Here is a 24,351-nt window from a genome sequence, read left to right as displayed (position 1 = left end):
TCCGCTTCTTGCTTTTACTTCGTGATCAAAAGACGACTTTTTGAACTTCCTCTTAAAAGAGGAGCTTGTAGATAGCTCCGGCCATGACAAACACGATCGGAATCGTAATCACCCAGGCAACGACGATGCGTCCGGCCACCGACCAGCGGACGGCGGAGAACCGCTTGGCCGAACCTACGCCCAGGATGGACGAGGTGATGGCATGCGTCGTGCTGACCGGCAGGTGGATCAACGTCGCCCCGAAAATAACCGAAGCGGCGGAGATATCCGCTGCGAAGCCGTTGATCGGCTCGATTTTGAAGATTTTCGTCCCCATCGTTTTGATGATCTTCCAGCCGCCGATCGACGTCCCCAAGGCCATCGCCGTTGCCGCGGCGAGCTTAACCCAGAGCGGCACTTCCATATGATCCTGGAAGTCGGCCGTCACCAGGGCGAACGTGATAATCCCCATGGCTTTCTGCGCATCATTCGTGCCGTGCGTGAAGCTTTGCAGCGCGGCGGTTACGATTTGCATCGAACGGAAGCCCTTATTTACGGTATGCGGACTGCGTCTGGCGAAGATCCATTTTAAAATCATCATGACAATAAAGCCGATCACGAAAGCGATCACCGGGGAGAAGAGCAACCCTTCGACGATCGTCGTAAACCCGCTCCAGTTCAGCTTGTCCGGTCCTGCGCCGACATACACGGCCCCCGCCAAAGCGCCGATCAGCGCATGGGAGGAAGACGAAGGAATTCCGAACCACCACGTAATGAGGTTCCAAATGATCGCGGCCAGCAGCGTAGCGATCAGCACTTCCAGACCGTTATCCAGCTTTGCCGGATCGGCCACGCTGCCGCCGATCGTTTTGGCGACCCCTGTGAACATAATCGCGCCCAGAAAGTTCATGACGGCTGCCATCATAATCGCCGTCCGCGGCTTCAGCGCGCGCGTCGAGACCGAAGTTGCGATCGCATTAGCCGTATCATGAAACCCATTGATGAAGTCAAACGCCAGCGCCAGTATGATAACGATAAGAATAATCAATAAACTCGTATCCATAGCTTTTTTGCACAGATGGCTGTCTCTCTATGTAAATCCGCGCAATTCCAACCTCCCGAATGTCGAATATAAAGTGAAGTTCTTAAGAATTACGCATAATGATGGATTCCAGCATATTGGCCACTTTTTCGCAAGCGTCGGTCGTTGTTTCCAGCCGTTCGTAAATCTCTTTTTTCTTGATCAGCTCAATCGGATCGGTCACTTTCATGAACAACTCTTTGATGCAAATCCGCAGCAATTCGTCGCCCTGGTTCTCCAGGTCGTTCAGCCGGATCGTATACTCGCGGATCGCCAGCAATTTTTTCTGAGACAGCAGATGGATCGCCTTTTGGATTTCGTATGCCGAATTGCGCAGGATTTCCGCAAAACGGGCGATATATTCGTCAGGTTCGGTCAAATGGTACATGAAGAATCGAGAAGTCGAGGCTTCCAAACCGTCGATGACGTCGTCCAGCGCCGTGATCAGGTGCATGATGTCGTCCCGTTCGATCGGGGTAATGAACGTTTTGTTCAATTCCACGATGATTTTGTGGGTGTATTCGTCGCATATGGATTCGAATTCCTTCATCTTTTTGGCGAACGCTTCAACATCTTTGAACTCCGCCACCTGCTGGGCGAAATAATCCGCCGAATGCACGATCGTATCCGCCATGTCCTCTAACGTCTGGAAAAAGATATCTTTCTTCTTCACTCGCATCAGTATCCCCTTTTCTCTCCATAAGGTAATTCTTGCGGTCGATTTTACACAACCTTGAATATCTTATCACAACTATTTAACAGATAGGAAATAATGTCGCAAACATTTCACGATCACGCTTAGATTTCCCCTAAATCTCCCAAAGATATCCTTCGATCGCCCTGAAAATACAAAATCTGCCTGACTCGATTTTACTCCGCCTTAACATGGCTGGCGAAATCCGGAGTGTTCGGCACGACATGGATAAACGTCTGGCCCGGCACCATCGGCAGCTCCACATTATCTTTAATGAACCGGATGATGTCGCCTTCCTTGCGGACCCATTCGCCCCGAATCACTTTGCCTTTCTGGAACAAAACCGCTTCGCCGCCGAGCGATAACCCTACCTCCAGCCGGCCAACGTCGTCCAGCACCCGGTGGTCGGCTCCCATCACGACAACGTTCGCGGCGGTCAACCGATCGCCGCTCTCCAGATCGGCGTGCGGCGCGCCATTGATGGACCGCTGGTAAAGCCCGGTCGCGGCATCGTATTCGTATCCGACCCGGTAATTGTCCAGTTGGAAGGTAATCTCCACGTTATTCGCGGTCTCAAACGAATGGGGTTGTTCGTTATCCTTATAAAAAGCGTACGCGGGCACCGCTCCATCCTCCGTTGCGTATCCGCGCTTGGCGGCGCCTTCCAGCAGCTTCTCCACGTTGGAATACAAATTGTGCGGCGCCTTCCGGGACTTGTCCCGCCAGAAGAAGGAACCGGCATTCGTGATCTCGTCCAGATCCTCCTTATGCTGCCTTTGCAAGATCGCATAGGCATCGTTGCTCGCACCGGCATGTACCAGCACGCCGTGATAACTTTCGCCCAAATCGATCATGTACGGGCGGATGCTGCGGATCGGACCGATCTTGGCGTTGTCCGCCTGACTGTGAAAGATCGAGACCAGCCGCGTGACCCCGCCTTCGGCCAGCACCTCGTAAACGACATCCGCGTCAATCAATCCCGATTGCGGGCGGGCCGCCGGCGCATTATTGATCATGATGGCGACCGGTCTGCGGGTAAGCGGCTCCTCCAGCGGCAATCCCGTCAGCGGGGCCGTATAGGCCGGGGGCGCCGGTTCGGGCGGAACGTTCTCCTCCGGGACCGCCGTTTGCGGCGGAGCAATGCCGTCCGCGGGCGGAACGGCTTCCCCGTTCTTGCCGCAAGCGGACAGTAGGACGATGAGCAGCGATACGAGCAGCCAATTTAACTTTAATGATTTCAAAGGCATGTTCCTCCGTCATAATTCCTGAGTTTTCTACATTATACGTTGAATCGCCGATTCGGGGAAAGCCGAAACATCACGCAGGTAAATTAATTGTTAAAATTTAAAATAATAATTGATTGTTTTAAATTTTGTCCCTAATATGAATACTAAGATAGGGGAAGATTTCCACGAAAAAGAAAGAACATTGTCGCCGCATGAGCGGAAAGGAGATTGAGAAATGATCGTAAAATGGTTACGGGAAAGTACGGTTGCTTCCTGGCTGCTTTTGCTGATAAGACTCTACGTGGGATATGAGTGGCTGACCTCCGGTTGGGGGAAAGTGACGGGCGGTTTCGACGCCGCCGGATATTTGAGCGGAGCCTTGGCGAAAAGCGGCGGCGAACACCCCGCCGTGCAGAGCTGGTGGGCTTCGTTCCTTGAGCTTTTTGCCTTACCGAACGTAGGCCTGTTTAATATCCTGGTTCCTTATGGCGAGGTGCTCGTTGGGCTCGGCCTTATCCTGGGTGGCTTCACCTGGCTGGCTGCCTTCTTTGGCATGGTCATGAATTTCGCCTTTTTATTCTCGGGCACGGTAAGTACGAACCCGCAGCTGCTCCTGCTGGAAATCTTTATCGTGGTGGCCGGCTCTAACGCCGGACGGATCGGTTTGGATGCCTTCATCCAGCCTTATTTCCGCAAAACCTTCGGGCGGCGGCGCTAAAGTTCGCTTCCATCGAAAAAAAGCGCAGACCCCAAACCTTGGGTACTGCGCTTCATTTATTTCGACCGGCCTTTCGTTTAACCGGACAAGGAACCTCCTCCCGTCAACGGCCGCCGAACTTCCAGCAGTTCAAGCTAAGGCTCCCATACTGATAATCCTGAAACAGCTTCACGGCCTGCCGCTCGTCATCAGCCGCCCCCATGGCGTACAGCAGCGGCGCAAAATGCTCCCGTCCGTAGGAAGGGATCGCCATGCGCACATGCGGAGCTTTGCGATCATAATCAAACAGCTGCCGCAAGTCCCAGCTCTGCAGTTGCCGTCCTACCCAATCGTCGAATTCGACGGCCCATTTGGCCGGTTCCCGCGCTTCCCCATCCAGCAGGCGAAGATTATGAACGAGTCCCCCGCTGCCAATCACAAGAATGTTCCGATGCCGCAATTCGGCAAGCATCTTGCCGATGGCATACTGCTCCTCGGGTTCGCGTTTGGCGTCCACGGATAAAGCCACCACCGGGATATCGGCGGACGGAAACAACAGCCGCAGGACGACCCAAGCCCCGTGATCGAGCCCTCTGCCCGCTGATGGCTTATACGGCAAATTGTGCGAACGGAAGATCTCCTCAATTTCTCCGCTGAGCTCGGGACTGCCCGGAGCCGGGTATTCAATCGCATACATGTCTTCCGGAAAACCGTAGAAATCATGCATCGTTGAATGGGCTGTATCGGTCGTGACCCATTGTACCGGAGCTTCCCAATGGGCTGAGAAAATCACGACGGCTTTGGGCGGTTCCAGCGTTGTCTGGCCCAGTTGACGAAGAAATTCCGTATATGCGTTTTGCTCGATGGCCAAAGTAGGCGATCCGTGTGCAATAAACAATGCAGGCTGAGACATGAGCTCCCAAACCTCCCTACGCCAAAAAATGGTTACATCTTCATTGTATCCATCCAAGAAGAGTTTTACCAGTTTTTGTGTACCCGGTCCGCCGTGAACCTTCCCTCCCCGCCTTCAGATCATCCAATGCTGCCATTCGGTTTGCTTGGCCTCCAGTCCTCCGAGCCATTCCTTCGTCTTCCGGATGACCTGGTGCTGGTGTTCGCCGGACGAAAACGTATGATTGCCTTGGAAAATAATTTCTTTATCGCAGCGCCCCTCCGGCCGCATCCAGAACACCTTCTGAAACAAGAAAGCGTAATCCGCCGGAATCGTATCGTCGGAAGTTCCATGCACCACAAACACGTCGCCGGTAAATTTAACGGCTTCCTGGAACGGCTGAAATTCGCCAAGCGAATCGAAGAACTTCGGCGTCAGCCCATATCCCATATAGTCTGCGGCACCTTGCTTCACCGCCCGGTCGTATAACTCGCGCCCGGTAATTTTGACGATATCGCTGAACGGATATCCTACGGCCGACCATAAGACAAGGTTTTTCACGCGCCGGTCTCGATTCGCGGTCAAGAGGGCCATCAAACCGCCAAGGCTGTGCCCGATCAGCGACACCCGCGTCGGGTCGATGTCGAACGCTCCAAGACCATAGTCCAACACCGTTCGGGTCTGGGCGACCATAGACTCCACTCCATGCTCGCCGTAATTGCCGCTGCTCTCGCCGCAGCCGAGGTAATCGAACCGGAGCACGAGGAAACCGTCCGCCGCGAGTTCCCGCGCCGTCTTCACAAACAGACGGTCGACGCCGATCCGGCTGCCGACGAAGCCGTGGCAAATGACGACCAGGGGAGCGCGGTTGCAGCGCCCCCCTGTTTTATTCTCGGCCGGGTAATGTATGCTGGCCGCAAGCTGTTCTTCTCCATGATTGATGACGATTTGTCTTTCCATATCCCCGTCTCCTCCCCGTACTCCGGCAATGATTTTTATAACTACTAAATCCGATAAGTTTAATGTGATTTAAACTCATCTTATCATTTCCGGAAACGGGGTGTCAATCGGTACGCCACGGGAAGCCTGCGGGCTTATTCGTAAGATTGCCGGAAATAAGCATGGGTCGTAACCCGGCCTTCCCACTCTTTCATGAACTGGTGATTGCCCATATGACCTTCGTCGCAATTTTCGTCATCTCCGCACAACATGCCGCCCTCCTCGGCGGTATCGTTCGTTACGATTTCTTCCAGGCTGCCCCGGGAGTTGCTGTTCAGCAAATACCTCCGGGTCAGCTCCGATTCATATTTTCCCACTGGCTCTGCCTCCCGCAACGATTAGTGTACAGGTCACTAACCGGCAAAGCATGCCTTTTCGCCGGCGCCTGCTCGGTCCTGAAAACCTGATTTTTTGAACTCGCACTTATAGTTTTGGGAGGGGGGGACGCTTTTTATTCCTAGTTCAAGGAATGTTCATAATCCATCGGTTCCGTTCGGGCTACCGACTCAGCCCTGCCATGGTCCCTTGCGAATCGGACAAGGGATGCAGTATACTACTGGAGAAAAACGGTAATGCAAAACGCTTTTCGGGAACATCAAGACGTGTACAACCTGGGAGGAGAGATACTTTCATGTATATCCATGAAATGATCGGCGAAACCAAACGATTGCGACAGCGGATGACGCCGGAGAACGAAGCGTATTTCGGGGAAATGGTCATGCACTTCCGCTCCGGCGCAAGCTCGCTGACCGAAGCCAAGGGCGAGGAAATCCTGCTTGGCCTGGCTCGGCAAATCGTCAAAAATCAGGAAAAAGGGGTTTCGGCGGCGGAACTGTTCGGTAGCGACCCGGTGGCGTACTGCGAACAGCTGGCGGATGACGTGCTGACGCGGAAGCCGCGGACGCTGAAGGACAAAATCAAATATTACGCCATGATTCCCTGGGTTGCTTTGACCTGGGTCTTCTTTATTTATATGATCACCGGCTTTTTCAGCAAATGGTTCGGCGGCGAGCTGGAGTACACGCAAATCAGCAGTTCTTCCCTCCTGATCATCGCCGTGCTGTCGATCGTCCTGATCGAGCTGGTCATCCGGTTTCTCGGCCACGGCGGCAAGCCGGCTCAAGCGAAGGCGGAATCCTCCGACTTGAACGAGCAGCCGCAGCCCGCGTTCCGCAGATTCAATCTCCGCGCGTTCGGCCTCTATGTGGCGATCGCAGTCGGGGTCATCTTCGTCGGCTCGTTGCTGAACCGCATCATGCCGGCATTTACCGTATCACCGTGGGACAGTCTGATCATCTTTCTCATCGGCCTGGCCGGGCAGATTTTCATATTTGGCCGACGGTCTAAAGGACGGCAATAGCCACGCTTTCGATTTACTCGTTGGTCTTCGTATTCTCGGAGGAGTTCAAGGGTGTGGGAGCCTTCACCTTGTCAATGACGATAATTCCGTCATACTGCTCCTTCGGGATGAACTGCATCACATTCGGCAGAATCTGTTCTGAGGTCATCCCATCCTCGGAAGCGTAGATCGGCCGGAACATCCAGGCATTTCGCGCATCCTTTACTTTATGCTTGCTCAAATCAATAAAGGAATTCGCATATCCGCTTTGCATGATCAGGTGCTCGAGACTTCCTTCCGTGGCAGGCTGAATCGTAAACGGTTTTTGTGAAGTGATCGTCACGGATGAACCGCGATTCATGTAAAGTCCGATCACATACATGTTATCCTTCAGCTTCCGCTGCAGCAGTTCGCCCATGCTCGTAAAGCTGTGGATCCACTTGCCGTCTTCCTTCACCCGCATTTTCGAAGTGTTTTTGGCCAAATGATCATTGTGGGCCCACAAAATCACTTTTTTCCCCGGATACAGCGTCCTCATCACCCATTCGAGATTTTCCGCCATCAATACGTCCCGAGAGGAATAAGCATCCTTGACATCCTCCAGCCCGCTCTCCAGAAAAGCGATATGGTCGCTTAAGCTTCTCAGAAAAATATCGGCGATATGAGGCTGGTTGGGATAAAAAGCCGTCAGTTCATTACGGTGCTCCTCCACATACTTGATGACTTCATGATATTGAGGCACATATTTGTCGATCACAGCCCGCATTTCCTTTTTGTAAGCCGGATCCTTGGTAGAAAGTCCGTATTTATTTATAACGTCGTACCAGTCCGTGACCGCCTGTAATTCCATCCGAAAAAAAGCTTTTCCCTTGTTTAAGTCCAGCCTTGCGATCCCCTCGCCAATAAATTGGGTCAAATAAGAGCTCGTAAACTGATTGTCATATCCCGCCAAGTACAGCGGTTTGTCGCCCTTTCCCTGCTCTTTGATATAATCGAACAGCTCCAAGGTTTCCTTGGAGTGCCAGATCGGAAAGATCGAAGCGCCCATCATCTCCTCCGGGGTAAGGGAATCCCGGGTCTCGAATACGGCCGCCGCATCCCCCATCCCCGATTCAAAAGCGATCACGTCAAAGTCCATCTCTTCGTGCAAAAATTTAATCAGTCTGGTTTTTATACTGCTGTATTCGGCTACGCGGTGGAAATTTTCCCCGAGACTGACAACGGTTTTATCCTTTAACAGCGGCTTTAAAAAGGCGAGGTCGCTATAATCCACGGACTCCAGCGACGTCAACGGATGGGCGTTTTGCCGCAGCCACTCCTTCTGGCTCTGGTCAATCGCGGCCAGAGCATCGGCAGGTGCCAATACCATGGAACAGACTAACATCAACGATAACATGACTCCGGTCCATTTTTTGAATCGCATCTTCATATTTACCATGTCCCCTAAGTTCTCTAGATTTCCACTTTCCGGTTCATCAAATATACGATTGCGAATAACATCAGCCCCACAAAAGCTATTTCAAATAAGGCAGGCCCCCAGGCAATAGAAACTCCCGAAGAGACCGAGGCCTCTATCGCTCTCTTTGAACTCGATTCGATAACAACGAAGGGCACCCCTTGTCCGGCACCCACTCCAAACAATTTGCTGGCAAGCCAGCCGGATCCGTACTGAATGACCAGAAAACTCAATAGGCCGACCCAGGTTCCGAGCTTGCCGCGTATCATTGCCCCGATAGTAATCGACAACGCCACCAGCGCATACAAAAACGTATATATCAACAACAATTGCATTGCGATTGACGCCAAGTCGGGGAAAGACAATACGAGTTGCTCGAAGCTCTGAATGCCATTACCGTAAAAGAGCAGATGATCATACAGCCCAAATCCGACAAAAGCGTTATAGATGAATCCGTGAATGATAGCGACGATGCCCAGAAGGAGGATGCCGATTAGCCCGAGCATCCAGGGAGACAGAACGCTCCATATCGTACGAACGGGCAACAGTCTCCGGCTGTAAGCTCTTAGGTTGTTCTGGAATGTTCTCAGCGAAAAAATAACGAGCAGCATAGCGACAAATAGATATAACATCACACACAAAGCAATAATCGAGGCCTGAACCCACCCTCTGGAGTTGCCGTAAATTGAGAAAAAAGCTTCAGTAATCACCAATATGGCACCTACAATGAGAAAGGTATTGCCATTTCTTTTCAAATCGTACTTCAGCAATCTCAGCATTTACGCAAACACCTCCTTAAACATATCGTCGACGCTTTTGCCGTATTTGACCCGCAAATCCTCCACTTCTTCCTGTATGACGATTTCCCCGTCGCGGATAAAGATCACCTCATCGAAGATCCGCTCGATATCCCGCACCAAATGCGTCGAAACGATCAAACTGCTGTCCTCGCTGTAGAACTCCACAATCGCATCCAAAATTTTATCCCGCGCTACCGGGTCTACGCCTCCGATCGGTTCATCCAGCAAATACAGCTTGGCGTTCCGCGACAGCGTTAGTGTAAGCTGCAACCGCTCATTCATCCCTTTGGACAGCGAACTGATTTTATCCCCTTCATTCAGTTGCATAAATTTCAGCATTGTCTGGGCTTTCTCCTCGTCAAAATCGGCGTAAAAATCCCGGTATAGCCCTATCGCGTCGCGCACCTTCATCCACGGCTCGGTCAGCGGGCGGTCCGGCATAAATGAGACGAGCGACTTGGTCGCCAATCCCACCGGCGTCCCGTCTACCGTTACTTGTCCGCTAGAAGCCGGAATCAAACCGGCGACAATCTTCATCAGCGTGCTTTTTCCGCTGCCGTTGGTGCCGAGCAGGCCAACGATTTTTCCTTTGCCGACGCTCAAGGATACGCCGCGCAGCGCTTTTTTGCCACCGTAAGACTTGGATACGCCCTTCAGCTTCAATAGTTGATCCATTTGATCTGTCCGATCCTTCTGATCCATCCGCTCCATCTTCCTCCCTCCTATCGCCGTTCTTCGCTTTGCACGGCTTCCGCGACAATCGCCGCGATATCCTGACTGCTGAAACCCAGCTCCTGCATCCCGCCGATGAAGCGGTCGAGCAGTTCGCCGGCCATCTCTTTTTTAATGGTCATAATTTTCGATTCCTCGCTTGTCACGTATCTTCCGAGTCCGCGTTTCGTTTCCACGACGGCTTCACGCTCCAATTCCTGAAAAGTCCGCTGCACGGTGTTCGGGTTGATTTGCAGCTCGGCCGCGAGCTCGCGCACCGACGGGATTTTATCGCCAGCCTTGAGTCTGCCGGTCACGATTTCCCGTTTTAAATAATTCATGATTTGCAAATAGATCGGCAGATTATTGTCGAATTCGATGGTCACATTTCATGGCTCCTTTCCGCCGTATGTCGCGGGTATAGATTTTACCGGTCAAGCGACATCCCGTTTTTTAAACGTAACAAAGCTGATTGCGAGAAACAAGGCCAAATAGGCGGCGATCACCACGGCGGAGAAGGTTAACGTCATGCCCGGCAACGGCGGATTCCCGTTCATATAGACCGATAAGTCGGCATTGGCGAAAATAATATATTTGGCGAAGGCATATCTCGAAAGCAGAACCACCGCCAGCTCTTCCAGCAAGACGAGAAACATGCCGATGCCGATCGTCGCCCCCGTTGAACGCGTCAGAATGCTGGCAAGGAAAGTAATCGTAACGTAAACGACGGTATAAACAAGTTGATACCAGGCGCCATACAGAACATCGTCCCAACCCGTTCCCTGCACGCCGCCGAATCCGAAGATCAGCCCTCCGCCGAGCAGTGCAACCGCAAGCGTAAAGACGAAGAGCGACAGCGTGAACAGCAGCACGGCTACATATTTGGAAGCTAGGATGCGGATGCGGCTTTGCGAACGAATCAGCAGCAGTTTGATCGTTCCCAGACTGTGCTCCTTCGCTACAATGCCGGCCGTACAGATGATGACCAGTAACGTGAGCATTTGCCCTAAGCCGTATCTCGACACCGCCATCGCGGCAAACTCAAGAAACGCTGGCGGTTGCTCCGAAAAAGCATACATCATGTAAAGCATCCCGGCGATAAACACGGCGATCAGCGCATAAGGGATGAAAAAGCTGCGTTTCTTGGACATCTTCAGCCATTCATTTACGACAAGCCGGGTAAAACTAAGCAATTTGGTTCCCTCCCGTCCATTTCAAAAACTCGTCTTCCAACGAGGCTTTAACCTCTTCAATCCGATATATGGCGATGCCTTCGCCGCCCAGCGCGCCAACGACGCGCGGAATATAGCTGTCGCGCACGGAAACCGTCACTTCTCCCCGCTCCGGAGACATCCCCAGCATGCGGATTTCTTCCATCCGAATCAGCCGGGCTTTCGCCGCTTCGGCGTCGCCTACCCGAAACATCACATTCACCCGCTCCTCGGCCTTCTCGGCAGCTCCCCCCAGGACGCGTTCCGTCACGAGCTTCCCTTCCTGGATGACGACCACGCGGCTGCACATCAGCTCCATCTCGGCCAACAGGTGGCTGGATACGAGCACGGCGATGCCTTCTTCGGAAGCGATGCGCTTGAGGTAGTCGCGCATTTCCCGGATCCCCGCAGGATCGAGCCCGTTCGTCGGCTCATCGAGAATCAGGATCGACGGACGATGCAATAAAGCTTGCGCAATCCCGAGGCGTTGGCGCATCCCCAGCGAGTAGGCTTTCACGCGTTTATTCATCGCCTTCTCCAAACCGACCAGCCGGGTAACTTCCCGAATCCGCTCTTCCGTGATCCCCTCGCTCATCCGCTGATATTGCTTCAAATTGTCATACCCGGTCATATACGGATAAAACTCCGGATTCTCAATAATCGCGCCGACATGGGCAATCGCTCTTGCGAAATGCTCCCGAACGCTGACGCCCTTTATCTGCACGTCGCCCTCCGTCATCCCGATCAAGCCGACGATCATCCGGATCGTTGTCGTTTTCCCTGCACCGTTCGGCCCCAGCAGACCAACGATTTCCCCGCGTCGAATATCAAAAGACAGCTTATCGACGATCCGCTTGCTGCCGATGCGCTTCGTCACCTGTTTAACCGACAATACGACCGGTTCCCGCCCTGCCGCGTTAGCCGGGGCCGCGGCCGCCTCCGCGCCGGCCGCCCCGTTTTCCGTATGCTCAAGTTGCACGTTCACTTCGATCCACTCCTCCAATGTATCAGTGTCATAGTTAAATAGTACACTAATGCATTGGTATTGTAAAGCCCATTTTCAACATTTGTTCCGGGCGAGTACTAGCTTGCCTCCCCGTGCGCCGCTGCCCCTGGTGTGCTCATCCCGGTCGCCAACTGACCTTTTTGGCCGTAAACCGCCGGCTCTCCCCGATCCCCCAACTCAAACGCACACAACGCAAAAAAGCCCTCTTCGACCGAAATCGAAGAGGGCTGCCAGCTTCACGAATCGCTGAATTCCCCGGTATCCCTAGATCAGCAAGTTAAACAAATTCAAATCCCGATTAAGCTCGGTATATACGATCCCTTTAGCGGCCATACGACCGATCAACGGCTCATAATCGGCTTTGTCGCTCAGTTCAATGCCGACCAGGGCCGGGCCGTTCTCCTTATTGTGCTTCTTCGTGTACTCAAACCGCGCAATATCGTCGCTCGGCCCCAGCACCTCTTCGAGGAACTCGCGGAGCGCTCCGGCACGCTGCGGGAAATTGATCAGGAAGTAGTGCTTCAGCCCCTCGTAGATCAGCGACCGCTCCTTCATTTCCTGCATCCGGTCGATATCGTTGTTCCCGCCGCTGATCACGCACACCACCGTCTTCCCGCGAATCTGGTCGCGGTACATATCCAGCGCGGATACGGGCAACGCCCCTGCCGGCTCCACCACGATGGCGCTGTCGTTATACAACTCAAGAATGGTCGTGCACACTTTGCCTTCCGGAACCTGGACGATATCGTCCAGAAGGTTGGCGCATATCTCATAATTCAGATCGCCGACCCGCTTGACCGCAGCCCCGTCGACGAATTTGTCGATCGATTCCAACGTCACTACTTGCTTCCGCTTCAAAGCCTCCGTCATGGACGCCGCGCCGGACGGCTCCACGCCGATCAGCTTCGTTTCCGGACTGACCGTCTTGAAATAAGTCCCGACGCCCGACACCAGCCCGCCGCCGCCAATCGTCACGAAAAGGTAATCGGCCGGCGTTGTCAAGCTTTCCATAATCTCCATGCCGATCGTCCCGTTTCCGGCAACAATCTTCGGATCGTCGAACGGATGAATGAAGGTCATGCCGCCTTCCCGGCAGGCTTTCATCGCCTCCGCGTACGCATCGTCATAGGTGTCCCCGATTAGGACGACCTCCACGTGTTCGCCGCCAAATCTTTTCACCTGCTTGATTTTCTGGTTTGGCGTCGTGCTGGGCATATAAATTTTCCCTTGAATGCCAAGAGCGTTGCAGGAGAACGCTACGCCTTGCGCATGGTTGCCGGCGCTAGCGCACACGATGCCTCTCTCCAGATCCTCGGGTTGCAGGCTGCGGATCATATTATACGCCCCGCGGATCTTGAACGAGCGCACGACCTGCAAATCTTCCCTTTTTAAATAAACGCTGCATTCGTATTTGGACGATAACGTCGCATCGAGCTGCAAAGGGGTTCGGGTGACCACTTCCTTCAATACATGATGCGCCTTGACGATGTCTTCCATGCCTACGGTTTGTCGTTCCGCCTGATTCATCTAGTTCTCCTCGCTTCTGCTCAAATCTCTCATTCTAATAAAGTTACACCCGAAACCGCCTCCGGTTCAAGTTATTTTGCGCGGCGGCAGGCAAACGCCCCTCCGTGCGGGCAATACTCCCGGGTCGGAAGGGCGTTACGGTCACGAAGGGTTATTTTTTCTTCGGGATTAATCGGTCGTCGGTATGGCCTTTGGAGTTTTTCTCCTGGGATAGCTCGCTCAGTTCCCACTCCATCGTGCCGTAAACCGGGTCGGAAGGGAACTCCTCGCCTTTTTGCAAATACTCTTCACGTCCCAGCTCGTCCCGGTACACGCCGTCAACTTCCACTTCTTCGCGCGAGACCGGTAGCATTTCCTTCATCTTGTCGCTCATATTAATGCCGCCTCCCGATAGAGAATTGCGGGGGAATCCAAAATGATATCTCCCCAATATCCCTTAACATGCGCGAATCGGAAACGGATTATCCTTGAATGCGGCTACGCGGAGCGCAGGTTGTCGGCGTCCCCATCCCTATACAAGTGCCTTCGCGGCGATATCCGTACGTTGATGCTTGCCCTCGAACGTGATGTGTTCTGCCGCCTTGTACGCCTGGTCGCGGGCTTCGGCGATCGTCTTGCCGAGACCGACGACGCCAAGCACGCGCCCGCCGTTCGTGACCCACTCGTCCGCGTCGTTCTTGGCCGTCCCGGCATGGAACACCAGCGCCCCCGCCGCTTGCGCCTCGTCCAAACCGCGGATCGGCAAGCCCTTCGGATAGGACGCCGGATAACCGCCGGACGCCAGCACAACGCAAACCGCCGCTTGCTCGCTCCACTCGATCTCCGCCTGGTCCAGCGTGCCGTTTACCGCCGCCAGGAAAATTTCGAGCAGATCGCTGTTCAGCCGCGGCAGCACGACCTGGGTCTCCGGGTCGCCGAACCGGGCGTTAAATTCGATTGTCTTCGGCTTGCCATCCGGCGTGATCATCAACCCGGCGAACAGCACGCCGCGGAACGGCCGGCCTTCGGCAACCATCGCTCGGGCGGTCGGCTTGATGATCGTCTCGATCGCTTCGTCAATGATCGAATCCGCGATATGCGGCAAGGGGGAGTAGGTGCCCATCCCGCCGGTATTGGGTCCTTTGTCGCCGTCATACACCTGCTTGTGGTCTTGCGCCGCGGCCATCGGGCGCACGGTTTCCCCGTCAACGAACGACAGGATCGACATTTCCTGCCCTTCGAGGAATTCCTCGATCACGACCTGGCTGCCGGATTCGCCGAACACTTTGTCGACCATGATGCTCTTCAGCGCCGCTTCCGCTTCTTCACGGGTAAAAGCGACCGTTACGCCTTTGCCTGCCGCAAGACCGTCCGCCTTGATGACGATCGGCACCGGACGGCTGTGCAGATAGGCCAGCGCCTGCTCGTAGTCGTTGAACTTCTCGTACGCAGCGGTCGGGATGTTGTATTTCTTGAGCAGGTCCTTCATGAATGTCTTGCTGCCTTCGATATGCGCGGCATTCTTGCGCGGACCGAATACGGGGATGTTCTTCGCCTCGAATACGTCCACAATGCCGTCCGCAAGCGGATCGTCCGGGCCGACGACAACCAGGCCGACGCGCTTCTCTTCGGCAAACGCCGCCAGTTTGTCGAAATCGTTCACCGGAATCGGGACCAGCTCGGCGACTTCCCCGATCCCCGCATTCCCCGGAGCGCAATAAATCGTCCCGGCCTTTGGACTTTTCGCCAAGCTCCAGCAAATCGCGTGCTCGCGACCGCCTCCGCCAATCACCAAAATATCCATACGTCTCCCCCTAAATTGAACTTGGTAGAGCAACTTGATCACGAAGTGGATTTTCTCCACTGATTTGACCCTGAACTAACGTACCCGCACCATGAAGTGGAAATCCTACATCTAAATTCAGCCAAAATGGCAAATCGGGCCGTTTCCGCCAAAAATAAATGGAGGATTTCCAGCAAAATGAGCAAAAACGGCTTATGACCGGCAAAATAGTTGGAGGTTTTCCATTTAGTTAAAGCCGATCGGTCAAACGAACGACATGCTGCTACGTAAAACAAACGGCAGGCCGCCGTAAGCGGTCTGCCGTAGCGCTCCGGCTTAGTGCTTGAAATGGCGCACGCCGGTGAATACCATGGCGATGCCGTACTCGTTCGCAACCTTGATCGATTCCTCGTCCTTCACGGAGCCGCCCGGTTGGATGATCGCGGTGACGCCGGCCTTGGCCGCCGCTTCGACCGTATCGCCCATCGGGAAAAACGCGTCCGACGCCAGGATGCTGCCTTTCACTTTATCCCCCGCCTGCTCGATGGCGATCTTGGCCGCACCGACGCGGTTCATCTGCCCCGCGCCAACGCCGATGGTCATGTCGTCCTTCGCCAGCACGATCGCGTTAGACTTCACATGCTTAACGACTTTCCAGCCGAACAACAGCTGTTTCAACTCCGCTTCGGTTGGCTTGCGATCGGTAACGACCGTCAAGTCGGATTCCTTCAGCGAATGCACGTCGCTCTCCTGCACCACCATACCGCCGTCGATCGAGGTGACGACGAACTGGCTGCTCCGGCTTGCGCCCAGCTCCAGACCGCCAAGCTTCAACAGGCGGATATTTTTCTTCTTCGTGAGGATCTCCAGCGCCTCATCCGTAAAGCCCGGCGCCAAAATAATCTCCAGGAAAATCTCTTTCAGCAGCATCGCCGTATCGGCGTCAATGATGCGGTTGGCCGCCACGATCCCGCCGAAGATCGACACCGGATCGGCTTCGTACGCTTTCTGGTAGGCTTCCAGCACGCTCGCGCCAACTCCGACGCCGCAAGGGTTCATATGTTTGACCGCCACCACCGCCGGCTCGTCGAATTCCTTGACGATTTGCAGCGCCGCGTTGGCATCGTTGATATTATTGTAGGAGAGCTCTTTCCCGTGCAACTGCTCCGCGCCGGTGAGCGTGTCGGCCGCCGCCAGCGGTTTGCGGTAAAATGCCGCTTTTTGATGCGGGTTTTCGCCGTAACGCAAATCTTGGATTTTCTCGTAGGTTACCGTATAACGCTCCGGCAGCGGATCGCCGGTCACCTTCGACAAATAGTCGGAAATCAGGGCATCATAAGCCGCCGTATGGCGGAAAACTTTGGCCGCAAGCCGTTTGCGCGTCTCAAGCGTCGTATCGCCGCTCGCGCGCACCTCGTCCAACACCGTCCCATAGTCGGCGGCGTCGACAACGACGCTGACGTACGCATGGTTTTTTGCGGCCGAGCGAAGCATCGTGGGTCCGCCGATGTCGATATTTTCGATGGCGTCCTCATAGGTGACGTCCGGCTTGGCGATGGTTTCCTGGAACGGATACAGATTGACGACCACCAGGTCGATATAATCCAGTCCCAGCTCCTTCATCTGTGCTTGGTGTTCCTCGCTGTCGCGTACCGCCAGCAGCCCGCTATGCACCGCAGGATGCAGCGTTTTAACGCGTCCGTCGAGGATTTCCGGGAACCCGGTAACATCGGAAATTCCGATGACCGGAACGCCCTCCTTCGCCAGCAGGTTTTTCGTGCCCCCTGTCGATATGATCTCCACACCCAACTGCGACAGCTCGCGGCAAAAATCCACGATGCCCGTTTTATCCGACACGCTTACGAGCGCTCTTTTTATACTCACAATCGGCTCCTCCTTTATTTTGGCGAATCATGCCCCCGATATTTCTCGGGAAATATCGAAACCCCTGCACGTCTTCCTCACGCGACCCATTCCCTGCGAAAATCCCGCAATCAAGCGCATTCCAGCGCTACCTATTCAGACAGAACGGTAACCTTTCTGCCTTCGACGCGCACCCGGTTTTTAGCGAACCACGACACGACCTGCGGATATAAACGCTGTTCCGCCGCATGGATCTTGGCTTCGAGCAATTCCAGCGTATCGTTCGGCGCGATCTCAACCGCCGCTTGCGCAACGACCGCCCCGGTATCCATCCCGCCGTCAACCAAATGCACCGTAACCCCCGTCATTTTTACGCCGTAGTCCCAGGCCTGGCCGATCGCGTTTTTACCCGGAAAAGCCGGCAGCAAAGACGGATGAATATTAATCATTCGTCCGGCGTAAGGTTCCACCAGCTCCGCGGTGAGCAGGCGCATGTAACCGGCCAGCACCACCAAATCGACACTGCGCTTCTCCAGCTCGGCAGCGATTTCTGCTTCGTAGTCCTCCCGGCGCGCGTAGGCCTTCGGGTCAAATAGATAACATTCGACGCCGGCCCGACGGGCCCGTTCGACGACGAAGGCTTGCGGTTTGTCGCAAACGAGCAGCACGATCTCGGCATCCAGCTCGCCCGCCCGCGAAGCGTCCAGCAAATTTTGAAAATTGCTGCCCTGCCCCGAAGCGAATACGGCGATCCGATACTTTGCGCCCATTAGACGTCCGCCCCCGCAAAGGTCACTACCCGTTGTCCTTCGTTCACTCTGCCGATGACGTAAGGCGTTTCGCCTGCCTGTTCCAATACGGCGACCGCTTGCTCCGCCTGGTCCTCGGCCACGATAACCACGAGGCCGATCCCCATGTTAAACGTCGTGAACATATCCCGAGGGCTGACGTTCCCCCGTTTCTGCAGCAAGTCGAAGATCGGCAAAACCGGCCAAGAACCATACGCGATTTCGACGTTCACCCCTTCCGGCAGCACGCGCGGGATGTTTTCGATGAAACCTCCGCCCGTAATATGCGCCATCCCCTTCACGTCCACCTGCTCCAGCAGGGATAACACCGGCTTGACGTACAGCTTGGTTGGCGTGAGCAGGACGTCGCCCAGGGCCTCCCCGTTCAGCTCGGGAAGCTTGTCGGTCAAGGCGTAACCCGCATCATCCAGCAGCAGCTTGCGAACGAGCGAAAACCCGTTGCTGTGCACGCCGCTGGACGCAAGTCCGATCACCATGTCACCGGGAGCGATGCGACTGCCGTTCACGATTTTGCTTTTGTCGACGACACCGACCGTAAAGCCGGCGATGTCGTATTCGCCTTCGCCGTACATGCCCGGCATCTCCGCGGTCTCGCCGCCGATCAGCGCGCAGCCCGATTGGCTGCAGCCCTCGGCGATACCGGCGACGATCGCCTCGATTTTCTCCGGCACGACCTTGTCGCACGCCAGGTAATCGAGGAAAAAGAGCGGCTCCGCCCCTTGAACAACGATATCATTCACGCACATCGCCACCGCGTCGATCCCGATCGTATCGTGCTTATCCATGGCAAAGGCGATTTTCAGCTTCGTGCCCACGCCGTCCGTTCCCGACACGAGCACGGGCTCCGCGTATTTGTCCTTGTTCAAACCGAACAAAGCGCCAAAGCCGCCCAAATCGGTCATCACTTCCGGACGGAACGTCCGTTTGACGTGTTTTTTCATGCGCTCAACCGCTTCATTCCCGGCCGCGATATCGACGCCGGCTTTCTTATATGCTTCAGACACGAGAGGGACCCACTCCTTTGGATTAGAGGTAATTCAAAAAAACATCTATCGATCGCAATCCCCAACATTTCATGCTATGAAATGTATCGCGCAGGATCGCCGGCAACCGTCAGCAAGTACAGCCAAACTTCGCTTCTCCGTCAAAATCCGTCCGGGTCGGATAATCGTTATCAAAGCAGGCCATGCAGAGGCCGCCTTTGTAGTCCTTGGCGTTCTCCCCGCCCACAGCCTGGATCAACCCCCGCGGGCTCAGAAACTCCAACGAATCCGCGTTAATCTCCCGGCAGATCTCTTCCACCGATTTGTACGAGGCGATCAGCTCGCCGCGATCCGGCGTATCTATGCCGTAGAAGCAAGGGTTCTTGAACGGCGGCGAGGTAATGCGGACATGCACCTCCGTCGCGCCGGCCTCGCGCAGCAGATTGACGATCCGCCGCGAGGTCGTGCCGCGCACGATCGAGTCATCGATCATCACCACGCGTTTGCCTTCCACGACGCGGCGCACGGCGCTCAGCTTCATCTTCACGCCCTGCTCGCGCAGCTCCTGGCTCGGCTGAATGAACGTGCGGCCGGTGTATTTATTTTTGATCAGGCCCAGCTCGTAAGGGATACCGGTCTGCTCCGCATAACCGATAGCCGCAGAGATGCTGGAATCGGGCACGCCGGTGACCACGTCCGCGTCGACGAACGACTCCTGCGCCATCATCTGCCCCATCCGCTTGCGGCTGGCATGCAGGTTTGAGCCGTTCATGTCGCTGTCGGGACGCGCAAAGTAAATATACTCCATCGCGCACAACGCTTTGCGTTCCGGCTCGGCGTAACGTTCCTCGCGGAGGCCGTCCCGGTCCAGCACCAGCATTTCGCCGGGCTGGATTTCGCGGAGCGTCTCCGCGCCGACGACCTCGAACGCGCACGTCTCGGACGAGAACAGGTACGCGTCACCGCGCCGCCCCATGACGAGCGGCCGCAAGCCGTTCGGATCGCTGGCCGCGATCAGCTTGTCGTTCGTCAGCAGCAGAAAGGCGAAGCCCCCCACCAGTTGACGGAGCGCGTCCCTTGCCGCCTCGACGAAATCCTTCGGCGAGCGGGCGATCAGATGCGCGATGACTTCCGTATCGCTCGTCGTCTGGAAGATCGAGCCGCTTTGCTCCAATTGACGGCGGATTTTCGGGGCGTTCACGATATTGCCGTTGGTCGCCACCGCCAAATCGCCGTCGCGGTATTTAAAAATCAGCGGTTGCGCGTTCGTCAACTTGCTGTCCCCGCTCGTCGAATAGCGGACGTGTCCGATCGAACGGTCGCCGTTCAGCGAGGACAGCTTGTCGCGGTCGAACACTTCCTTGACGAGTCCCATGCCGCGGTGGTAATGGAAGTCCACTCCGTCGGTCGTGCAGATTCCCGCGCTTTCCTCTCCCCGGTGCTGCAGGGCGTGCAGTCCGTAGTAGGACAGGGAAGCCGCTTCGGCATGGCCGAATACGCCAAACACGCCGCATTCCTCGCGTAACGTGTCGAACGGATCGGCATGTCCTGCCCCTTCGTTGTAGTAATCTCCGGTCCAAAGTCTCTGCGCTGGTTTTATTGCATCAGACATGGAATGACATCCTCCCAGGCGCGTGTCAACTGCTCCACCGGCTTGCTCAGAACCTCCGTTCCGTTCACGGCAACGTTCAGTTCGGAACCTTCCACGACCCCGATCCGCGCGCAAGGCACGCCGCGTTCCGCAAGCCGTTTCTCCAGCGCCTCCGCCTTCTCCGGCGAAGCCGACAGCAGAATCCGGGACTGCGATTCGCTGAACAACGCAAAGTCGGGCCGCAGCCCGCTCGCGACATCTACCTTGGCGCCAATTCCGCCGCTGATGCACGATTCGGCCAAGGCGACGGCCAGGCCGCCTTCGGACAAGTCATGCGCCGAACGCACCAGCCCGCTTTGGATCGCTTCCAGCACGGCGCCGAGCAGTTTTTTCTCCGCGTCCAAATCCAGTTGTGGCGGACGTCCTTCCACGACGCCGTGCACGATTGCCTGCAGCTCGCTGCCGCCCAGCTCCGCTTTCGTTTCACCCAGCAGGAAGAGGACGTCCCCTGCCGCTTTGAAGCCCTGCGTCGTAATATGATCCGTATCGTGCACCAAGCCAACCATGCCCACGACCGGCGTCGGATAAATCGCGCCTTTCGCGTTCTCGTTGTACAAGCTGACGTTCCCGCCAATGACCGGCGTGTTCAGCACACGGCACGCTTCCGCCATCCCGTCGACCGCCCGTTCCATCTGCCAGAAAATATCCGGCTTCTCCGGGCTGCCGAAATTCAGGTTGTCGGTGATGGCCAGCGGCTCCGCACCGGAGCAGACGATGTTACGCGCCGCTTCGCTGACCGCGATCCGTCCGCCGACTTCCGGGTCCAGGTACACGAACCGCCCGTTGCAGTCGGTCGTCATCGCCAGCGCCTTGCGCGTGCCGTGAACCGTCACCACCGCGGCGTCCGAACCCGGACGAACCGCCGTGCTCGTGCGGACCATGTAATCGTATTGGTTATATACCCACGCTTTGCTCGCGACGGAAGGCGAGGCCAGCACTTGCTCCAGCGCCGCGCCCAAATCGCGCACCTCTTCGTAACGGGTTGTATCCACCGATGCGTTCTGCTCATAATAAGCCGGCACTTCCGACGGCTTGTCGTAAATCGGGCATTCGTCCACCAGCGCCTTGACCGGCATATCGCCGACCAATTCCCCGTGATGGAACAGCTTCAGGCGGCCATCGTCCGTCACTTTGCCGACCTTCGCGCAGATCACGCCCCAACGCTCAAAAATTTCCCGCGCCTGCGCCTCATCCTTCGGCTCAACGACGAACAGCATCCGTTCCTGCGACTCCGACAGCATCATTTCGTAGGCGGTCATGCCTTCTTCGCGCTGCGGTACCTGGTCGAGATACAGCTCGAGACCGTTGCCGGCCTTGCTGGCCATTTCCGCGCTGGAGCAGGTCAAGCCGGCCGCGCCCATGTCCTGGATGCCCAGCACGATGCCGGTGTCGATTAATTCGAGGCAAGCTTCCATTACGAGCTTCTCCATGAACGGGTCGCCGACCTGCACCGCCGTCCGCTTCGCTTCGGATTCCTCCGTCAGTTCTTCCGAGGCGAACGTAGCGCCATGAATGCCGTCCCGGCCCGTTGGCGGACCGACGTAAAACACCGGATTGCCGACGCCCTTGGCAACGCCGCGCTGGATTTTATCATGGTCGATCAGCCCCACGCACATCGCATTCACCAGCGGATTGCCTTCGTAGCTCTCGTCGAACACGACTTCCCCGCCGACCGTCGGAATGCCGATGCAGTTGCCGTATCCCGCGATTCCGGACACGACGTGCTCGAACAAATACTTCACCCGGTCGCTTTCCAGCTTGCCGAAACGAAGGGAGTTCAGCAGCGCAATCGGTCTGGATCCCATGGAGAAAATATCGCGAATAATCCCGCCCACGCCCGTCGCCGCGCCTTGGTACGGCTCGACCGCCGAGGGGTGATTATGGCTTTCGATTTTAAAAACAACCGCTTGGTTGTCGCCGATATCGACGATCCCGGCGCCTTCGCCCGGCCCCATCAGCACGCGCGGGCCGCTGGTCGGAAAACGACGCAACAGCGGCTTCGAGTTTTTGTAGGCGCAATGCTCGGACCACATGACGCTAAACACGCCGATTTCCGTATAATTCGGCTTGCGCCCGAGGAATCCGCAAATCAGTTCGTATTCGCTGTCGGAAACGCCCATCTGTTTGTAAATTTTCTGCTCCGCAATTTGTTCTGCATTCGGTTCCTTAGCGGACACTTGCTGACTCATGCCGATCCCTCCAAGCTTTCAAAATGGATGTAAACATTCTCTTGCCGTCCTCCGAACCAAGCAAGGAGCTTACCGCCCGCTCCGGGTGCGGCATCATGCCGACGACGTTCCCGCGTTCGTTGGAGATGCCGGCGATATCGTCCACCGAGCCGTTCGGATTTTGAACGTACCGGAAAATAATCTGATTGTTTCGTTTAAGCTGCTCCAGCATCTCTTCATCGCAATAATAGTTACCTTCGCCGTGCGCGATCGGAATCGTGATCACTTCGCCCGGCGCATACAGCGACGTAAACGGGTTATCGTTGTTCTCCACGCGCAGCTCCGTATCATGGCAACGGAACTTCAACGACTCGTTGCGGCGCAGCGTGCCCTGCAGCAGACCGGCTTCCGTCAAGATCTGGAATCCGTTGCAGATGCCCAGCACGTATTTGCCTTCTTCCGCGGCTTTGGCGACTTCCGCCATCACCGGCGCAAAGCGGGAAATCGCTCCGCACCGCAGGTAATCGCCGTAGGAGAACCCGCCGGGAACCAGGATGCAATCGTAAGCGGACAAATCGGTGGCCGTGTGCCACACATAGTCGACCGGTTCGCCCAACGTCTCTTCCACCGCTTTGTAACAGTCGATATCACAGTTGGAACCGGGGAATACGAGTACCGCGAATTTCATGGTTTAGGCCTCCAATTCGAAGCGGTAGTCTTCTACCACCGTATTGGCCAACAGCTTCTCGCACATCGCTTTGACTCGGGCTTCCGCCTCGAAGCGATCGTTCGTGTCGAGCGTCAGCTCCATATATTTGCCGATGCGGACACTGTCCACCTCTCTGAACCCCATGGAATGGAGCGCTCCTTGAACGGCTACCCCCTGCGGGTCAAGTACGCTTTGCTTGATCGTGACATAAACGCTCGCTTTCATCATGTTCCTCGTGTTCCTCCTAAGTTTGGACTTGTGCGGCACGGCCGCTTGGATCTGGCTGGATTCCCATAATTGCTTATGGATCTGCTTAATTACCTGCTTACTTGCTTACTTGCTTGCTTGCTTCATTGCTTGCTTAATTGCTTGCTTAATTGCTTGCTTACCTGCTTACTTGATTGCTTGATTGCATAATAGCTTGCTTACCTGCTTACTTGATTGCTTGATTGCTAATTTACTTAATTGCTTACTTACTTAATTGCTTGCTTACTTATTTGTTCGCTAAGCCTCTTGCTCTCTGGCCCCTACCCTTCCTGAGCGAAAGGGATAATCCTCAAAAGGCTCCCAAAAGGCCATGTTCTGGTCCCTCACTCGCCAGCCCTCAACCTCTAACGGACCGTAATGACGCTATTTACTCATTTCCCGGGTATTTCCCCGGCTAACGGACTCCACAGACGTTATTGGGTCCCAGGTGGCAACTAACTGAGCCGCCCCGGCAAAATATGGTCTCTTCGGTCCGTTACGTCAGTCATCCCCGAATATCCGGATCAATAAGGGCCTTGGGG

Annotated in this window: 24 protein-coding genes; 2 read left to right on the top strand and 22 right to left on the bottom strand. The window is 55.4% G+C overall.

Translation table 11 applies throughout. The annotated features are described in order from the left end of the window. Positions 1-52: 52 nt before the first annotated feature. From MJ257_RS21460 to MJ257_RS21450, 3 genes are all read right to left on the bottom strand, one after another. Entirely contained in the window at positions 53-1,042 is a 990-nt protein-coding gene (locus MJ257_RS21460) for an inorganic phosphate transporter (RefSeq protein WP_240271161.1), read from the bottom strand. A gap of 82 nt (positions 1,043-1,124) precedes the next feature. Next, positions 1,125-1,739, bottom strand: coding sequence for a DUF47 domain-containing protein (locus tag MJ257_RS21455; RefSeq protein ID WP_240271160.1), 615 nt, complete (start codon positions 1,737-1,739; stop codon positions 1,125-1,127). 191 nt (positions 1,740-1,930) lie between these two features. Next, entirely contained in the window at positions 1,931-3,001 is a 1,071-nt protein-coding gene (locus tag MJ257_RS21450) for a DUF3048 domain-containing protein (RefSeq protein ID WP_240271159.1), read from the bottom strand. Positions 3,002-3,215: 214 nt separating this feature from the next. Here MJ257_RS21450 and MJ257_RS21445 point away from each other — a divergent pair, with 214 nt between their 5' ends. After that, positions 3,216-3,698 carry a DoxX family membrane protein gene (locus MJ257_RS21445; RefSeq protein WP_240271158.1) on the top strand — a complete coding sequence of 161 codons (483 nt, stop codon included), beginning with the start codon at positions 3,216-3,218 and terminating at the stop codon, positions 3,696-3,698. Positions 3,699-3,801: 103 nt separating this feature from the next. Here the strand turns inward: MJ257_RS21445 and MJ257_RS21440 are convergent, their stop codons facing one another. From MJ257_RS21440 to MJ257_RS21430, 3 genes are all read right to left on the bottom strand, one after another. Beyond that, the gene (locus MJ257_RS21440; protein ID WP_240271157.1) at positions 3,802-4,590 is read right to left on the bottom strand and encodes a dioxygenase family protein; all 789 of its coding nucleotides are present in this window, start codon (positions 4,588-4,590) and stop codon (positions 3,802-3,804) included. 114 nt (positions 4,591-4,704) lie between these two features. Then, complete coding sequence (locus MJ257_RS21435; RefSeq protein ID WP_240271156.1) at positions 4,705-5,529, bottom strand: alpha/beta hydrolase family protein; 825 nt, start codon at positions 5,527-5,529, stop codon at positions 4,705-4,707. A gap of 134 nt (positions 5,530-5,663) precedes the next feature. Then, positions 5,664-5,885, bottom strand: a complete 222-nt coding sequence (locus tag MJ257_RS21430; protein WP_240271155.1) for a hypothetical protein — start codon at positions 5,883-5,885, stop codon at positions 5,664-5,666. Between the two features lie 314 nt (positions 5,886-6,199). Between MJ257_RS21430 and MJ257_RS21425 the strand changes: the two genes are divergently transcribed. Then, positions 6,200-6,928 carry a DUF1129 family protein gene (locus MJ257_RS21425; RefSeq protein ID WP_240271154.1) on the top strand — a complete coding sequence of 243 codons (729 nt, stop codon included), beginning with the start codon at positions 6,200-6,202 and terminating at the stop codon, positions 6,926-6,928. 13 nt (positions 6,929-6,941) lie between these two features. Here MJ257_RS21425 and MJ257_RS21420 read toward each other — a convergent pair whose 3' ends face one another. The 16 genes from MJ257_RS21420 to purS all read right to left on the bottom strand — a co-directional run bounded on the left by MJ257_RS21420 (position 6,942) and on the right by purS (position 23,791). After that, positions 6,942-8,303 carry an erythromycin esterase family protein gene (locus MJ257_RS21420; protein WP_240271153.1) on the bottom strand — a complete coding sequence of 454 codons (1,362 nt, stop codon included), beginning with the start codon at positions 8,301-8,303 and terminating at the stop codon, positions 6,942-6,944. A 56-nt stretch (positions 8,304-8,359) separates the two neighbouring features. Continuing rightward, the gene (locus MJ257_RS21415) at positions 8,360-9,142 is read right to left on the bottom strand and encodes a hypothetical protein (protein WP_240271152.1); all 783 of its coding nucleotides are present in this window, start codon (positions 9,140-9,142) and stop codon (positions 8,360-8,362) included. Then, complete coding sequence (locus MJ257_RS21410; protein WP_240271162.1) at positions 9,143-9,838, bottom strand: ABC transporter ATP-binding protein; 696 nt, start codon at positions 9,836-9,838, stop codon at positions 9,143-9,145. It abuts the gene before it with no gap. 47 nt (positions 9,839-9,885) lie between these two features. Then, on the bottom strand, positions 9,886-10,260 hold the full coding sequence (locus MJ257_RS21405) for a GntR family transcriptional regulator (RefSeq protein WP_240271151.1): 375 nt from the start codon (positions 10,258-10,260) through the stop codon (positions 9,886-9,888). Between the two features lie 48 nt (positions 10,261-10,308). Then, complete coding sequence (locus tag MJ257_RS21400; RefSeq protein ID WP_240271150.1) at positions 10,309-11,067, bottom strand: ABC transporter permease; 759 nt, start codon at positions 11,065-11,067, stop codon at positions 10,309-10,311. Continuing rightward, entirely contained in the window at positions 11,060-12,070 is a 1,011-nt protein-coding gene (locus MJ257_RS21395) for an ABC transporter ATP-binding protein (RefSeq protein WP_240271149.1), read from the bottom strand. The genes MJ257_RS21400 and MJ257_RS21395 overlap by 8 nt, the downstream gene beginning before the upstream one ends. A 285-nt stretch (positions 12,071-12,355) precedes the next feature. Continuing rightward, positions 12,356-13,618: a threonine ammonia-lyase IlvA gene (ilvA, locus tag MJ257_RS21390; RefSeq protein WP_240271148.1), complete on the bottom strand. Its 1,263-nt coding sequence runs from the start codon at positions 13,616-13,618 to the stop codon at positions 12,356-12,358. Between the two features lie 151 nt (positions 13,619-13,769). After that, on the bottom strand, positions 13,770-13,991 hold the full coding sequence (locus tag MJ257_RS21385) for a hypothetical protein (protein WP_240271147.1): 222 nt from the start codon (positions 13,989-13,991) through the stop codon (positions 13,770-13,772). 138 nt (positions 13,992-14,129) lie between these two features. Beyond that, positions 14,130-15,401 (bottom strand): phosphoribosylamine--glycine ligase, encoded by a 1,272-nt coding sequence (gene purD, locus MJ257_RS21380; protein ID WP_240271146.1) that lies wholly within the window; start codon positions 15,399-15,401, stop codon positions 14,130-14,132. A 315-nt stretch (positions 15,402-15,716) separates the two neighbouring features. After that, a complete protein-coding gene (gene purH / locus MJ257_RS21375; protein WP_240271145.1) occupies positions 15,717-17,264 on the bottom strand; it encodes a bifunctional phosphoribosylaminoimidazolecarboxamide formyltransferase/IMP cyclohydrolase in 1,548 nt (515 codons plus the stop codon). 131 nt (positions 17,265-17,395) lie between these two features. Next, positions 17,396-18,013, bottom strand: coding sequence for a phosphoribosylglycinamide formyltransferase (gene purN / locus MJ257_RS21370; RefSeq protein WP_240271144.1), 618 nt, complete (start codon positions 18,011-18,013; stop codon positions 17,396-17,398). Then, entirely contained in the window at positions 18,013-19,056 is a 1,044-nt protein-coding gene (purM, locus tag MJ257_RS21365) for a phosphoribosylformylglycinamidine cyclo-ligase (protein ID WP_240271143.1), read from the bottom strand. The genes purN and purM overlap by 1 nt, the downstream gene beginning before the upstream one ends. A gap of 109 nt (positions 19,057-19,165) precedes the next feature. Beyond that, positions 19,166-20,647, bottom strand: coding sequence for an amidophosphoribosyltransferase (purF, locus tag MJ257_RS21360; protein ID WP_240271142.1), 1,482 nt, complete (start codon positions 20,645-20,647; stop codon positions 19,166-19,168). Beyond that, positions 20,632-22,875, bottom strand: a complete 2,244-nt coding sequence (purL, locus tag MJ257_RS21355) for a phosphoribosylformylglycinamidine synthase subunit PurL (protein ID WP_240271141.1) — start codon at positions 22,873-22,875, stop codon at positions 20,632-20,634. The genes purF and purL overlap by 16 nt, the downstream gene beginning before the upstream one ends. Next, positions 22,853-23,542: a phosphoribosylformylglycinamidine synthase subunit PurQ gene (purQ, locus tag MJ257_RS21350; RefSeq protein WP_240271140.1), complete on the bottom strand. Its 690-nt coding sequence runs from the start codon at positions 23,540-23,542 to the stop codon at positions 22,853-22,855. The genes purL and purQ overlap by 23 nt, the downstream gene beginning before the upstream one ends. A 3-nt stretch (positions 23,543-23,545) precedes the next feature. Beyond that, the gene (gene purS, locus MJ257_RS21345) at positions 23,546-23,791 is read right to left on the bottom strand and encodes a phosphoribosylformylglycinamidine synthase subunit PurS (protein WP_155606687.1); all 246 of its coding nucleotides are present in this window, start codon (positions 23,789-23,791) and stop codon (positions 23,546-23,548) included. Positions 23,792-24,351: the final 560 nt, after the last annotated feature.

Source organism: Paenibacillus timonensis, assembly GCF_022427145.1.
Lineage (GTDB): Bacteria > Bacillota > Bacilli > Paenibacillales > Paenibacillaceae > Fontibacillus > Fontibacillus timonensis.
Note: the sequence above shows the minus strand (reverse complement) of the source record. Positions and strands in the feature narration are given on the sequence as shown.

Bases quoted from the DNA above. Each gene is read 5' to 3' on its own strand.
- MJ257_RS21455 (WP_240271160.1), bottom strand. From the start codon at position 1,739: ATGCGAGTGAAGAAGAAAGATATCTTTTTCCAGACGTTAGAGGACATG.
- MJ257_RS21425 (WP_240271154.1), top strand. From the start codon at position 6,200: ATGTATATCCATGAAATGATCGGCGAAACCAAACGATTGCGACAGCGG.
- purF (WP_240271142.1), bottom strand. From the start codon at position 20,647: ATGTCTGATGCAATAAAACCAGCGCAGAGACTTTGGACCGGAGATTAC.
- MJ257_RS21420 (WP_240271153.1), bottom strand. From the start codon at position 8,303: ATGTTATCGTTGATGTTAGTCTGTTCCATGGTATTGGCACCTGCCGAT.
- MJ257_RS21435 (WP_240271156.1), bottom strand. From the start codon at position 5,529: ATGGAAAGACAAATCGTCATCAATCATGGAGAAGAACAGCTTGCGGCC.
- MJ257_RS21460 (WP_240271161.1), bottom strand. From the start codon at position 1,042: ATGGATACGAGTTTATTGATTATTCTTATCGTTATCATACTGGCGCTG.
- MJ257_RS21385 (WP_240271147.1), bottom strand. From the start codon at position 13,991: ATGAGCGACAAGATGAAGGAAATGCTACCGGTCTCGCGCGAAGAAGTG.
- purN (WP_240271144.1), bottom strand. From the start codon at position 18,013: ATGGGCGCAAAGTATCGGATCGCCGTATTCGCTTCGGGGCAGGGCAGC.
- purL (WP_240271141.1), bottom strand. From the start codon at position 22,875: ATGAGTCAGCAAGTGTCCGCTAAGGAACCGAATGCAGAACAAATTGCG.
- purS (WP_155606687.1), bottom strand. From the start codon at position 23,791: ATGATGAAAGCGAGCGTTTATGTCACGATCAAGCAAAGCGTACTTGAC.
- purQ (WP_240271140.1), bottom strand. From the start codon at position 23,542: ATGAAATTCGCGGTACTCGTATTCCCCGGTTCCAACTGTGATATCGAC.
- MJ257_RS21415 (WP_240271152.1), bottom strand. From the start codon at position 9,142: ATGCTGAGATTGCTGAAGTACGATTTGAAAAGAAATGGCAATACCTTT.
- MJ257_RS21440 (WP_240271157.1), bottom strand. From the start codon at position 4,590: ATGTCTCAGCCTGCATTGTTTATTGCACACGGATCGCCTACTTTGGCC.
- purD (WP_240271146.1), bottom strand. From the start codon at position 15,401: ATGGATATTTTGGTGATTGGCGGAGGCGGTCGCGAGCACGCGATTTGC.
- MJ257_RS21450 (WP_240271159.1), bottom strand. From the start codon at position 3,001: ATGCCTTTGAAATCATTAAAGTTAAATTGGCTGCTCGTATCGCTGCTC.
- ilvA (WP_240271148.1), bottom strand. From the start codon at position 13,618: ATGAATCAGGCGGAACGACAAACCGTAGGCATGGAAGACATCGTCAAG.
- MJ257_RS21410 (WP_240271162.1), bottom strand. From the start codon at position 9,838: ATGGATCAACTATTGAAGCTGAAGGGCGTATCCAAGTCTTACGGTGGC.
- MJ257_RS21445 (WP_240271158.1), top strand. From the start codon at position 3,216: ATGATCGTAAAATGGTTACGGGAAAGTACGGTTGCTTCCTGGCTGCTT.